Source organism: Siminovitchia acidinfaciens, from assembly GCF_003605385.1.
Taxonomy (GTDB): Bacteria; Bacillota; Bacilli; order Bacillales; family Bacillaceae_C; genus Siminovitchia; species Siminovitchia acidinfaciens.
Map to the genome: position 1 here is coordinate 137,722 of NZ_QYTV02000010.1, position 13,610 is coordinate 151,331.

General features: G+C 38.9%; 12 protein-coding genes. 5 read left to right on the top strand and 7 right to left on the bottom strand.

The genetic code is table 11. From position 1 onward, the window contains the following. Positions 1-88: 88 nt before the first annotated feature. Positions 89-574 (top strand): GyrI-like domain-containing protein, encoded by a 486-nt coding sequence (locus D4T97_RS17570; RefSeq protein ID WP_126052077.1) that lies wholly within the window; start codon positions 89-91, stop codon positions 572-574. A gap of 20 nt (positions 575-594) precedes the next feature. Then, positions 595-1,059 (top strand): phage tail protein, encoded by a 465-nt coding sequence (locus D4T97_RS17575; RefSeq protein WP_126052078.1) that lies wholly within the window; start codon positions 595-597, stop codon positions 1,057-1,059. Between the two features lie 246 nt (positions 1,060-1,305). Here the strand turns inward: D4T97_RS17575 and D4T97_RS17580 are convergent, their stop codons facing one another. After that, positions 1,306-2,388, bottom strand: coding sequence for a serine hydrolase domain-containing protein (locus D4T97_RS17580; protein ID WP_126052079.1), 1,083 nt, complete (start codon positions 2,386-2,388; stop codon positions 1,306-1,308). A 705-nt stretch (positions 2,389-3,093) separates the two neighbouring features. On the opposite strand from D4T97_RS17580, the gene D4T97_RS17585 reads away from it, so the two are divergent. Beyond that, positions 3,094-4,164: a sulfite oxidase gene (locus D4T97_RS17585; protein WP_126052080.1), complete on the top strand. Its 1,071-nt coding sequence runs from the start codon at positions 3,094-3,096 to the stop codon at positions 4,162-4,164. Between the two features lie 271 nt (positions 4,165-4,435). Here the strand turns inward: D4T97_RS17585 and D4T97_RS17590 are convergent, their stop codons facing one another. Continuing rightward, on the bottom strand, positions 4,436-5,332 hold the full coding sequence (locus tag D4T97_RS17590; RefSeq protein WP_126052081.1) for a LysR family transcriptional regulator: 897 nt from the start codon (positions 5,330-5,332) through the stop codon (positions 4,436-4,438). A 171-nt stretch (positions 5,333-5,503) separates the two neighbouring features. Here D4T97_RS17590 and D4T97_RS17595 point away from each other — a divergent pair, with 171 nt between their 5' ends. Together D4T97_RS17595 and D4T97_RS17600 are read left to right on the top strand one after the other, a co-directional pair. Then, positions 5,504-6,697, top strand: a complete 1,194-nt coding sequence (locus D4T97_RS17595) for a coenzyme F420-0:L-glutamate ligase (protein ID WP_126052082.1) — start codon at positions 5,504-5,506, stop codon at positions 6,695-6,697. A gap of 291 nt (positions 6,698-6,988) precedes the next feature. Continuing rightward, complete coding sequence (locus D4T97_RS17600) at positions 6,989-7,588, top strand: class I SAM-dependent methyltransferase (RefSeq protein WP_164525628.1); 600 nt, start codon at positions 6,989-6,991, stop codon at positions 7,586-7,588. 666 nt (positions 7,589-8,254) lie between these two features. Here D4T97_RS17600 and D4T97_RS17605 read toward each other — a convergent pair. Genes D4T97_RS17605 through D4T97_RS17625 form a run of 5 tightly spaced genes read right to left on the bottom strand, consistent with a single transcriptional unit; the run spans position 8,255 to position 13,318 of the window. After that, positions 8,255-9,205: a Gfo/Idh/MocA family protein gene (locus tag D4T97_RS17605; RefSeq protein WP_126052084.1), complete on the bottom strand. Its 951-nt coding sequence runs from the start codon at positions 9,203-9,205 to the stop codon at positions 8,255-8,257. Next, the gene (locus tag D4T97_RS17610; protein WP_126052085.1) at positions 9,187-10,308 is read right to left on the bottom strand and encodes a DegT/DnrJ/EryC1/StrS family aminotransferase; all 1,122 of its coding nucleotides are present in this window, start codon (positions 10,306-10,308) and stop codon (positions 9,187-9,189) included. Before D4T97_RS17610 ends, D4T97_RS17605 begins: the two co-directional genes overlap by 19 nt. Next, positions 10,292-11,008 (bottom strand): acyltransferase, encoded by a 717-nt coding sequence (locus D4T97_RS17615; RefSeq protein WP_126052086.1) that lies wholly within the window; start codon positions 11,006-11,008, stop codon positions 10,292-10,294. Before D4T97_RS17615 ends, D4T97_RS17610 begins: the two co-directional genes overlap by 17 nt. 16 nt (positions 11,009-11,024) lie before the next feature. Then, positions 11,025-12,005, bottom strand: a complete 981-nt coding sequence (locus tag D4T97_RS17620) for a CgeB family protein (RefSeq protein WP_126052087.1) — start codon at positions 12,003-12,005, stop codon at positions 11,025-11,027. Next, complete coding sequence (locus D4T97_RS17625; protein ID WP_126052088.1) at positions 12,005-13,318, bottom strand: neutral/alkaline non-lysosomal ceramidase N-terminal domain-containing protein; 1,314 nt, start codon at positions 13,316-13,318, stop codon at positions 12,005-12,007. Before D4T97_RS17625 ends, D4T97_RS17620 begins: the two co-directional genes overlap by 1 nt. Positions 13,319-13,610: the final 292 nt, after the last annotated feature.

Consider the following 13,610-nt stretch of genomic DNA (forward strand, 5'->3'; position numbering starts at 1 on the left):
CAGTTTTTGACATGATTTAAGGCTATTATAAACTCATCAAATGGAAAAACAAATCATTTGATTAATAAAAAAGAGGAGTGTTTTAAATATGGCAGATTATACCCTTGAAGAAAAAGATAGCTTTACGGTTTTAGGTACTGGAACTGAGCTTATGAGCGATTACACAGACTTTGTTGGAATAAACAATGAAAAGGCAGACTTTTGGCAGGCCGTCAACCAAGATGGAAGGCTTGACACTTTAAAATCCATAGCCACAAACGACTACATTTTTATCGTAAACGAAGCAGTGAATAACAAGATGATGCATTATGCTGGCGTTATGACAGAGGCACCGGCACCAGAACTAGAAGAATCTAGAGTCATCCAATTTCCCAAGGGGGAATACCTGGTTGTTAAAGGCGAAGGGAAGACGGTTGATGAATTAAGTAATAAAGTTACTGGTATTGCTTTTGGTCAAGCCTTACCAGAAGCAAAGGATTTTGCCTATGTCGGCGGGCCAAATGCAGCGGTTGTGATGGGGCAGCGAAACGGTTTATTTTATGGTGAAATGTGGATTCCTGTTGTTAGGAAATAAAGATAAAAGGTGGAATGGAAATGTCCTATATCGTAGATTTTAAAAATGTATCTACGGTTGGTTTAGAGTCTTCACCTGTAGCAGAAGCGCTTGCTGGTTTACGTGCTCATGAAGCCCGTTACTTTATGAACAAATACAAGCATCAATTTACGGTTGTCCCAGCTAATGAGTCCTGTGAGACACTTGATCATGTGAACAGGATTTTGAATGATGAACGTGATATTGAGTTTACGGCCAAACCTTTAGAAACTTCGCGTTTTCAAGTGGAAAATATCAAAATGGCCTACATCTTTTATGAGGATGGTCTTGAGGTTAACGTCATGTATACGGTTGATGACTCTAAGAAGCGGGCTGTTGGTTTTAAGCTTTCCGAGGGTATGGAGATACCAAAGGAGCTAGAAGGAAAGTTTAAGTTTGCCAGGCAGAAATCTAAACTGGCTGGAACAATTCGGGGCTCGTTTTTTGTAATTAAAGGAGAATATTAAAGTAAGCGAAAGCGCAAGTCTCCAATTGATAAAAAAGTCCTGATTGAGCAAAAATTAAACTCATCGCAAGATCAAAAACAAACATTCATGCAACAAATGGTCAGCGAGAAATTCAAATTAAAAAACAGCACCTCTCCATTAAATTAGAGAGTGCTGTTACTTTTTTCACAAAAACATCTTTTACTTGCGGTAGGGTTCTCCGTAATACATCTAAATGAGTTTTTTTATGTAGAGTATATGATGCCTCTACTTTTTTGTAGTTTTTAGGAGCTTATCCGCTATTTGAAGCATGAACCTAATTCCTTTTTGACCATATCCAAACTGGTTCATAGTTCCAATGAGATAAGCATCCGTCTCGGGGTGGTAAAACATAAACGAACCGGTAGAACCCGCATTCCCCCAAGAGTTGTATTTTGCTGGCATTAACACAGGAACCGTTTTAATGTTCATTAATCCATATCCGTAGTCAATCCCTAAAAAGAATTTCCCACAATCGCCCTTCATTTTTTCAATGGTTTCTTTTTTTAAAATCTGATCATGTACTAGGGCTCTCATGAATTTTAACAGATCATCAGTAGTCGATACAATTCCGCCGCCAGCATACATGATGCTAAGACTCTTGTTATTCGTAATGTCCGTGTCATGCATGTACAACTTTGCTACTTCGAATGGACTGGCTTCTGCTGGTTCGGTACGAGAGAAATGGGAATATTTCATATCTAGCGGTTCAAAAATATTTTTCCTCAGCACTTCATGGAAAGGTGACCCTGTTATTTTTTCAATAATGAATCCCAATAGGTGATATCCTGTATCGGAGTAATGGAATTTTTCACCTGGCGGGAAGTGGTTATCCATATTTTCCTTCGCCCAATTGATTGTTTCAAGCGGAGTCCATGTTCGATCTGGCTCATCAACGAGTAAGTTAGGCATTGACTTTCCCTTTACCGGCTTATCCTCTACGAAATCATGTAAACCCGATGTATTATTTAGTAAATGCTTGATTTTAATTTCGTTTGTATAATCTTTTCCTTTGTAAATATGCAGGTTACTTAATACATCTTCCTCTAAGTACTGTGAAATTTTGTCATCGTATGAACAAAGCCCTTGTTCTACTAACTGACCAAAAAGAACAGATGTAAAAAGTTTGCTCACACTAGCGATATAATATGGTTGTTGAGGGTCTATAGCTTCTTTTCCAGCAGCCAAATTGATGTCTATACCGTGTTTTTCTGAATGGACACGTAAATATGCATTGTGTATTTTCGGGTCTCTCTCCACTCTTTTCTTGAAAAGCTGTTCAACTTCCATTTGAATATTAGTCTTCTCCATCTCCCATCCCCCTTTACTTATCTCGACTCTTTTTCTTCTTAGCGAGAGCAGTGCCTGTCACTCCCTTGTTTTTTTGAACATTAGGTCAATTCTATTTAAAAACTATTTCCCCTACCCTACGCATAATTCATTCCCAAGCGCGTTCAAGTTTACTATTTATTTTGACCACCTCTATTTAAGGCTTCTGGAACGGACATGGCTTTTTAGAGATTCATCCAGGTTGTAAGAAAGGATTTATAAACCATTACATCCGAATTTCCATTTATTAAAGTCCTGACAATATATTGTGGAAAATATAAAGGGAGATTAATAAAAAGATGTATCGCCAATCAAGGAAGTTTATTAGGTAATAAGTAATAGTTTAGTAGTTTTACTTCTTCATTTTGCCTCCTTTTTCCTCCCTAAAAGTTATCTAATCCATTTTATTTTTTTAAAAAGGAAAAATGTCATCTATCCTTCACCTCAGATAAAAAATAAAAACCTCATTTACTTATGGTACGGTTCACCGTTGGGATTATGGTAAATCAGCAAAAGCAGTTCGATTAAAGAAACAAATTTTTTACTTGAACTTTACTATGTGTTTTCTCCCGTCATAAGGATTAAAGAAGTGTGATGCATTAATTTAATTCGTTCTAGAATCATCTAATTAGAATGCATTGTTCATATACATCTATACGAACAATGCATTCTAATTAGGAGGAAGTTATGGACCGCTCAAACCAACATAAAGTGAAACCATATTTAATGACGCGTAGTTTGTTACCAGAAAATCAGGAAACACCCATTCAATTTATAAAGGGCGACATTATGGATAATAAATTATTCTATAGGCGGAACCACTTTCATTATCCAACTCTTTCTTACTCAAACTATCGGCTCCCGATCAATGGGATGGTTTCAAAATCAATAATGCTTTCCCTACAGGATATTCTTCAATTGCCTTCAAAAACAATACGAGTTGTACTTGAATGTTCAGGAAATAAGCGTAGCCTTTTCGAACCTAAAGTATTTGGAGAACAATGGGATAAGGGTGCTATCAGCCAAGGCTATTGGAAGGGTGTACAGTTAAGTACCCTACTGGAACTTTCGGGGATAGGAGAAGGAGCAAAAGAAATTGTCGTAGAGGGATATGATTTTGGAGAAAGAAAAGACTTAAATCGGGTTTTCAGCTACGCCAGAAGTTTACCTATAGAGAAGGCGCTCCACCCTGATACCATCATTGCATATGAATACAATCATCAGCCAATTCCCTTTAAACATGGTTATCCACTAAGATTAATTGTTCCTCAATGGTATGCAATGGCATCGATTAAATGGGTAAAGCAGATTAATGTTATTGATTCTAATTTTACAGGGCCCTTTCAGACAATCGATTATGTGTATTATCCAAATAAAGAAAATAATAATGATGCCTTCCCTGTTACTACAATAAATGTAAACTCAACTATTCAAAAGCCTTTAGATAAGGAAATTTTGAATACTGGCAAGGATGTAATTAAAGGGATTGCTTGGACAGGTAAGGGCTTTATTAGAAAGTTGGAAGTAAGTGTAGACGGTGGGATTACCTGGCTGAATACAAAATTAGAGCCTACAAAAAATACTGGTTATGGATGGCAATATTGGTCTTATGAATGGACTATATCAAAGAAAGGAGAATATAAGATTATGTCAAAAGCAACAGATTCATATGGTCGAACCCAACCAAAAATACCTTTTTGGAATAAAAAAGGCTATGGATACAATGCTATTGATAAAATTAATGTTAAGGTAGAATAGCGGTTTTTTTATATAAACAATCAGAGCAGTCATATTTCCTGCTCTGATCAAAATATGGATCATATTGGACTTAAAATTATCTAGACTTTCTTACCAAGCAACATCTACTTTCTGCTTTACCACTATTTATGGTGCGGTTTCCCGTCACGCAGCTAAATGAGGATCTTCACCGGCTTCCAGTCGGTGGTTTTTAAGATATTTTCAAGATGAATCATATTATTTATGCTACATACATCTTCTAAATTTAACCAAACTAATAGTACATTTATTGCTAAAAGAAATTTCTTACATTCTCTTCAATAATGTCAACAAACCTTTCCGCAGCTCTATTTAAAGGAACATTTTTTAAATAACATATGCCAATACTTCTTTTAGGTATAGGTTCCATTAAGGTCACTTCACGAAGCAGGCCTTTGCCCAAAAACTGTTCAGAGAATTCTTTTGTAACACAAGCAACACCAAGATTAATCTTCGCAAATTCTAACAGCAGTTCATGTGAACCTAACTCAAATTCCGGCTGGATTTTAATTCCTTTTGTAAGGAAAAATTCTTCAACATATCTCCGGGAATTAGAATTGTCCAATAAAATAAGCGGGAACTTAACCAATTCTTCAAGTTTGATCGGCTTAGATAATACTTTTCGGTATTTTTCGCCATATACAAAGGTATCCTGAATTTCCAATAAAGGCTTTACTGATAATGACTTGTCATCAATGGGGAGATTACAGATGGCAATGTTCACTTTTCCTGCTTTTAAGGCAGCGATGATTTCCCACGTTGTCCCATTGACTATTTTGAATTTGAGATTTGGATATCGATTATGAAAAGTTTCTAAATAGGGAAGTAAAAAATATCGCGAAATGGTATCGCTAACCCCTATTTTAAACTCACCAATGATTAAATTTTTAAATTCTAAAAGCTTTTCTTCACCAGCTTGTATAAATTGAAGTGCTGAACTGACATATTCAAACAATAACTTTCCTTCATCGGTCAGCGTTACACCTTTAGATAGCCGATTAAAAAGCCTTGTATCTAATTCCTTCTCCAATTGTGCAATTGATTGACTTATTGCCGGCTGTGACATATATAGCACCTTTGCAGCTTTGGAAAAGCTTTTATTTTTACCAACAGTATAAAAAAGATGATATAAATCCAATTTGCTTACCATATAATCAGTCCTTATACCCGTTATTAGATATATTAACTTTACTTATATCATTAAAAACCGTATATTACAAGGAGAGACTGTTTAGATTGTTAATGTATTAATATCATACTTTAAAAAAAGCGAACATTTTTTATCGAATATAGTTAGATTGCGAAGAAGGAGCGAATTATTGTGGAAAGAGTTGTAGGAACTATTGCCAGGGGACTTCGTTGTCCCATAATCAATGAGGGAGATCGCATTGAAGAAATCGTTGTTGATAGCGTATTAAAAGCAGCCGAAGTTGAAGGCTTTACAGTTCAGAATAAAGATATTGTGACCGTTACTGAGTCGGTTGTGGCACGTGCACAAGGAAACTATGCCACCATTGACCATATTGCCAAAGATGTTCAAGCTAAATTTGGCGATGATACAATCGGTGTAATTTTCCCTATCCTTAGCCGTAATCGCTTTGGTGTTTGTCTTCGCGGTATTGCAAAAGGTGCAAAGAAAATCGTGTTAATGCTAAGCTATCCTTCCGATGAAGTAGGCAATCATTTAGTGGATTTAGACACACTGGATGAAAAAGGGATAAATCCTTGGACAGATGTTTTAACAGAAAAGCAATTTCGTGAGCATTTTGGTTACAACAAACATACATTCACGGGCGTAGATTATATCGATTATTACAAATCCATTGTTGAAGAATATGGAGTAGAATGCGAAGTAATCTTCTCAAATCATCCAAAAACAATTTTAGAGCACACAAAGAGTGTACTTTGTTGTGATATTCACTCAAGATATAGAACGAAAAGAATTTTAAAGGCTAATGGCGGCGAAAAAATTTATAGTCTCGATAATATTCTTTCTGAATCAATTGACGGCAGTGGTTTCAATGAGACCTATGGCTTATTAGGCTCGAATACAGCAACAGAAGATAGTGTAAAGTTATTCCCGCGCAATTGTCAGCCTATCGTTGATAACATTCAAGAAATCCTGAAAGAAAAGACAGGTAAAACGGTTGAGGTTATGATTTATGGTGATGGGGCATTCAAAGATCCTGTAGGAAAGATATGGGAGCTGGCGGACCCGGTTGTTTCCCCTGCTTATACAGCGGGATTAGAAGGAACACCGAATGAAATTAAATTAAAATACTTGGCCGACAATCAATTTGCTGACTTAAAAGGTGAAGAACTAAAAAAAGCAATCTCTGAATACATTGATGAAAAACAGGAGGAAGACTTGGTTGGAGCAGTGGAAGCCCAAGGAACTACTCCTCGGAGACTAACAGACCTAATCGGTTCACTGTCCGATCTAACTTCAGGCAGCGGCGATAAAGGTACACCGATTGTCTTTATTCAAGGCTACTTCGACAACTACACAAAATAAGCTTACCAGGAAAATCAACGAAAACTTATTGGACAAGGGAGAGTAACTCCTTTGTCCTATTTTAATGGCTGGCGGGTGCTCTAAAGAGAACGTGCTTATATTCCTTGTGTCTCTAAAATTTGACCTCCAATTATAGCTCGTTACTTTATTGAACTGCCAAGTTAAACAAGAGTTAGATTACTCACATCCCATGTTTTCAACGGTCGTTTAGCTGCATGTTTTTTCGGGAAGGTAAATGATGATTATTTCCTTGTAATATAGAAATCAATTAAGGACATGGAGGAGACAATATTGTTTGAGTCGATCAAAGACAACTTTAAAGAGCCACACGGGATCATCGGTAAAATAGCAGGTAAAATTATGGATATGGAAAACCGTGAGCTAAACGAATGGGCTGTTAATCTGTTAAATATTAAACCGGGAGAGCGTATCCTTGAGATTGGCTATGGGCCGGGCTATGGCATTGCTTATTTATTAAACCACCACGAGGAAGCAGTTGTAGATGGGATTGACGTGTCAGAGGATATGAAAGAATTAGCCAGCAAAAAACTAAAGGATGAAATCGCCGAACAGAAGGTAAACCTTATCGTTGGCGATATCAATCAGAGAAGACTCCCTTCAAATCGATATAATAAAATCCTGTCTGTAAATAATTATACGCTATGGGACAAGCAGCTGGATATCCTGAATAACATTTACAGAGCAATGGTAAAGGAAGGAAGAATTGTTATTACCATGCAGCCGAGACAGGAAGATGCCGATCGTGGCAGAACAAAAGAATTTGGTGAACAGATTCAACGGGACCTTCAATCATGCAGTTTTCGTCAAATTGAATGTTCTTATAAGGAAATTGCTCCTGAACTTGCTGTTACTGTCACGGCCGTTAAATAGACGATTCCCTTGAAAGCCTTCATCCCTTCTAAACGAAATTATTTTTATAAAATCTGCCTCCCTACATAACATGGATCGCTGGAGGGACGTTTCCAATATGTTGGAATTTGTTTATCGTTTCGGTTAATGCCCTACTGCACATTGGCGTGGGTCAATGATTTCCTTCGCTCCCAAACGTTCAACTGCGCCTGTACCTGCACCAAGCTTTCATTTCTCCATGTGTCAACGTCGGACCATCCTCAACGACTAACACGCGTTTTCAATAATACTCTCTGGATGATCTGCTATCACTGACAATCTTGTTCCTGTAGGATATTCCATCCCTCTTGCCGGGAACCCATGTAAGACCTCCCCGTAAAACTATAACCTTCCTCCCATGTAACTGCTGTATTTACTGTATGGAACTCGTGCAGTATCGGACTTTGTTTTGACTTGCAAACTCGTCCATTCCAATTTCAGCCTTATATACAGTTTCTGTTCGTCAGTTCAGGACTTTGCCTCCGGTTCCTTCAGATTACACCTCACGGTGGACACCCTTGCCATTGGCTAACAGTTCCTCTGCCCAGCCTGTAGTAAACTTCACCACCAAGTTATAGCCCCTGCCGGGCGCACAAAGTAAACAAGCTCCTGTTAACAGGAGCTTGATTTATTATTTTATATCTAATTTTAATACCTCATTGAATTTTTGATTTTAAATGCTACTTCCAATGCTTTTGTCGCTTCTGAAACACCGACTATAGGTTTTCTCCCCGACTTGAGGCATGTGATGAAATGGCTGATTTCCTCAAAAAGCGGGTCACCGTAAGGTATAGCGATTTTTTCTATTAATCCTTCTGAAATATAGACTTTTTTCCCCTTGGAGTTTTGGTTTATACTATGATGCAGGAAAAGTTCTTTCGTTATCAAGTTCGCTTTAATAAACCTACTTTTTTCCGTAATAAAAATCTTACGCATCTTCTCCTGCGATTTTCGATTTACCGCCAAGTTTGCTATCGAGCCGTTTGCGAAAGTAAGCAAAGCATTAGCGGCGTCCAATTGCCCTTCCTTATTTAGCGATACTCCATTAGCCGATACGCCGATCAATGGACTTTTGATAAGATGCAGTACAATGTCAATGTCATGAATCATTGTATCCAGAATGACATCAATATCGATTTCACGTCCTGGCGTACCAAAGCGCCTTGTTTCTATAGAAATAATATCTTTCTGCTGGATGACCTCCGATAATTGAGTAACCGTCTGGTTAAATCTCTCTATGTGGCCAACTTGTAAAATTAGGTTTTTTTTCGCTAGCATTTCTTCAATATATTCAGCTTCTTCCATAGCGGTAACAAAAGGCTTTTCTACAAAAACATGTTTATTTTCCTGGACGGCATCTACAATTAAAGGAAAATGAAAGGATGACGGAACCGCGATAATAACTGCATCCAATTCTTTTAGCAGATCCTCATACGATAAATAAGCTTTAACCTGAAATTTTTCCGCCATTTGCCGGCACTTTTCATGATCTGTATCATAAACACCTACAAAGTCCACATCCTTCATCATGGATAAGATACGGCAATGATTCAAGCCCATGCTTCCGACACCGGTGATCCCTATTTTAATTTTATCCATAGTTCATCCCGTTCACAAAACTCCTTGATAAAGTCAATCACTTGTTGTTGCTCTTTTTCGGATAACATGGGTTGAATGGGCAGGGCCAAGATACGGTTAGAAACGGATTCTGCCACGGAGAAATCCCCAGATTTATAATGGAGGTACCGGAGAGCTTCCTGAAGATGGAGGGGAACAGGATAATAGACTGCTGTCATCACCTGTTTTTGTAGGAGATATGCAGCTAGTTCGTCTCGTCGTGTTGTCTCAATACAGTATTGATGAAAGATATGCTCTCTACCACTCAAAATTGCCGGTGTTTGGACATAATCGGATAATTGCTCGGTGTATCGGGCGGCAAGTTTTCCTCTGATTTGGTTCCATTCTGATAGTCTCTTAAACTTTACTAACAGGATTGCCGCTTGCAATTCATCCAATCGACTATTTATTCCGACCCTATGATGAACATACTTTGTAACACTGCCATGATTCCTTAAACAATTGATTGTTTCATAGAGTGCTGGGTTATTTGTGACAACCATTCCTCCGTCACCAAAAGCTCCCAGATTTTTCGTTGGATAAAAAGAAAAGCAGCCGACATCGCCAAACGTTCCTGCCATTTTTCCTTTAAAAGAGGCACCGATTGCCTGACAGGCATCTTCGATTACGTAAAAATTGTGACGTTTCGCTATATCCATAATGCGATCCATGTTTGCTACCTGACCAAAAAGATGAACGACCATGATCGCTTTTGTCTTTTCGGTAATAGCCTTCTCTATTAAATCAGGATCTATATTATATGATTCTGGTTCAATATCAACAAAAACCGGAATGGCGCCTGCACGGACAATCACTTCGGCCGTAGCAAAAAATGTAAATGGGGTGGTGATGACCTCATCACCTCGCGAGATCCCCAAAGCTTCCAAAGCAAGCAGCAGCGCATCGGTGCCATTAGCCACTCCCAGGCAAAAGGAAGTGTTAATAAATTGGGAGATGGTCGATTCAAGCAGCGTTCCCTTTTCTCCTAAAATATAAGAGCCACTTTGTAAAACCTCCTCAATCGCTGCTTGAAGATCCGTTTTAAGTACCCGGTATTCAGCCTTTAAGTCAAGTAGTGGTATCATGTTCACTCACCTCTTTGGAAACCAAGTATCTTATGTCTTTCGCGGGAGAGCCGACTACGGTTTTGAAATCAGCCACATCTTTGGTTACAACTGATCCTGCACCGACAACGGCAGAACTTCCTATTGTGATTCCTGGCAATAAAGTTGCGTTATTGCCTATTTTAGCGCCTTCTTGAATGTAAGGCCCTTTAAGGGTATATTCTCTTGCACCCATATACTTATCGTTGGACATAGACACGCAAGGCCCGATGAAAACATGGTCTTCAATTGTAGTATCACCTGTAACATAAGCCAATGTCTGAATAGTACAGTCATGCCCAATTTTTGTATTTAATTCGATTATGGCCCCGCGGCCAATGATTGTTCCGGGCCCAACCTCAACATTCTCCCGAATACTTGCATGATCAGCAATAAAAACATCCTGCGCAATTGTAGTACCGCTGTATATCGACACATGATTTCCAATTTTGCAATTGGCTTGTATGACTAAAGGATCTAAAGAAGAATTGGATATTCGCATGTTTTGGTTCCGGCTTTTCCTTACACCGACCACACAATTACAACCGATCGTTACGTTATCACCAATTACAGTATCCTTTAGGATGACGGTATGATGGCCTATGGTAACATTTTCTCCAAGCTTTACTCCTTCTTCAATTACGACAAATTGCCCTATATTACTTCCTTTGGGCATGGACATGTTATTATACCCCCTTTCATTTATCCTTATTTTGTTGATATTTTTTCCAAGCTTCCTCGACTTCCGGCCATACCTGAGGTATTGTATTTTGATATCCGAATTTTTTCTTCGCATATTCATAACCCTTTTTGGCAATATCCCTTCTAATTTGATCATGCTTCAAATAGTAGGATATTTTCTCCAGGGTTTCCTCAGGGGAGCTCGATACTTCGCAATGAACGCCGGGACGTAATATTTCCCGGACTGCAGGTGTATCTGATGTTAGCAAAAAACCACCGGATGCTAAAATATCGTATGTTCGATTGCTGATTTGTTTTCGTACAGATTGTACGCTTATATTTATTTTTGATGAATTGTACACATGTGGTGTGTAATGAAAGGGGAGAATCCCTTGAAGCATTTCAGGTTTAGGTGATTTCTTATAATACCTTTTGACCCTTTTCCATCCCTTTCCCCATATTTTCACATTGTAGGATTCGTCGAATAGCGGGATAACTAGGTTGGCTATGCTCTTACGTCGAAAAATTTTAAATTTAAATTGCGGATTGACTACGACGGACACGTCGCAGGCAAAGTCTGAATTTAAAGGAACAGGGCGATGAAGCTCCAGATTGGAGCCTACATCTAATTGGGCCGACTTTATGCCTATTCTGGCATATTTGGGGATACAGCTCGCACTCCGTGTCAGAACAAAATCAGGCGAGACCTCTAAAGCATAGGGCTTTGACCAGGATTTGAAATGAAGCCAATCCTCTTCTGCAAAATATAAATGGAATAAATTGTAACGTTTACATACTTTAGCCAAAATATCCTTCTTCCAATGTTCTACATCCCACCCCATATCCACCAGCATGTCTGGCTTGAATGTCAGTATAGCCTCTTCCAATAGTTTTTCATCTATCGTAACTAGACGAAATATTTCATGCCCAAGGCTTTCCAAAGCCCTGCCGAAGGACAGGTAGAAAACGTCCGCCGTCATGACTAAAAGTATCTTCATCATTCTTCACCTCGATTCAATAATGAATCTATGTTCATTTGAATGGTATCCTCTATTTCAGGTGCAAATGGGGATGGCAGCCCGAAATAAAAACATGATTCGTAAGCCTCATATCCTCCTTCCTCTATCTGTTTTGCAGTGGGTATATACCCAATCATTCCATTGCTGTATGCGATCGGAAGCACTTTTTCCGAATATTGTATTTTTATCGCCAGTCCATATTCCACAACAACTTCTCCATTCATCGTCAAGAGAGAAAATTCATCAGCGATGTTAAGCAATTGAATTTTGAAAGGTATGCATTTCTTCCTACGCTCAGGGTTTTTCAGCAGCAGTCTGCACCATTCTCCTTTTACACCTGAATATCCCCGTTCAGATTCTAGTAGCTGAACTGTGGGTACGGACTGAAATGGGAGGTTCACTTCCATCATTTTCGCTGTAAGCATACAGGGAGATAAGGACTTCATAGGTCCACTTAACGTTAATAGCACCTGATCAACCAGCAAATCTGCTAGTTCGCCAATTTTCCCAGCGTCATAATAAAATTTCCCGTCCACCATCAACGACGGCTGTATATCCCCACTGCAACCCTGCAAGTATGCTGCAACCACGTTTTCTCCAAAAGCACTCTCGATCCGCTCCATTGCTACTCCGGTAAATTCCGATGTTACCAAGTTTTCCGTGCTTGTAAGAGGATGGCATGTATAGTGGATTAAAACCGCTTTTGCTTTACCATCTTCTGTTTTAAAACGAATAACATTCACCTGTGGATCAACAGGACCAGAGGGATTTGGAGCAGTTTCTACACGTTTTTTAACTAGTTTTCTCCGGTTAACCCCTATATGACATTCTCCAACTCCCTTATGGATAACAACGGGTTCCAAGTTGTTTAGTGCCATCTTGATACCCTTGAATAGCTGTTGCTGCAAATATAAAATATATTGACTGTTATATTTTCCGAGTGATTCCGTGAATCGACCGGTGGTCTGTGGCCCGGAGTGATTATGCGTCGCATGTAAAATAACGAATTCCGGAGCCAATTCCCACTTCTTGCGCAGTTTCCGGAGGACGACCTCCATGTGCTCTTCCCCCCACCAGATCAAATCGGCACTGACAATCAACCCTCTTCGTTTTTGCCCGTCGGAAAGCAATTGTTCAAAGAGTAAAATCCGTGCAAAAAGAGGATGCAATACCCCTTCAAAACCGTGTTTGCGTGATGCAAGTCCCGCCAATGGGGCAGAATGAGGGGGGGTAATATCAAGTTTCGCCGTTCCAAGATGAAGACTTACTCCGTTTCTGTTCATATCATTCATTTCATCCCCTCAAAGGCAATATTCATCTACTATTAAGTGATTTTATATTTTCTACCTTAGAATATGTACAACTAGCAGTAACGTGTTACTGAGGATGAAAAAGAGGTAAATAACTACAAGTTGCTTCATTTGTCGCTCCTATAGGCATTCGAGAGTTTTTTCTGAGGTATAGAACAGAGATAAACACACAGTATAGGAAACCAAATACTTTAAAAGGCAGGGAATATTGAACTGCACCCTAATTGTTAGACACCATCTAACAATTGGAGGTGTGGTTTTTTTATGGCCAAAT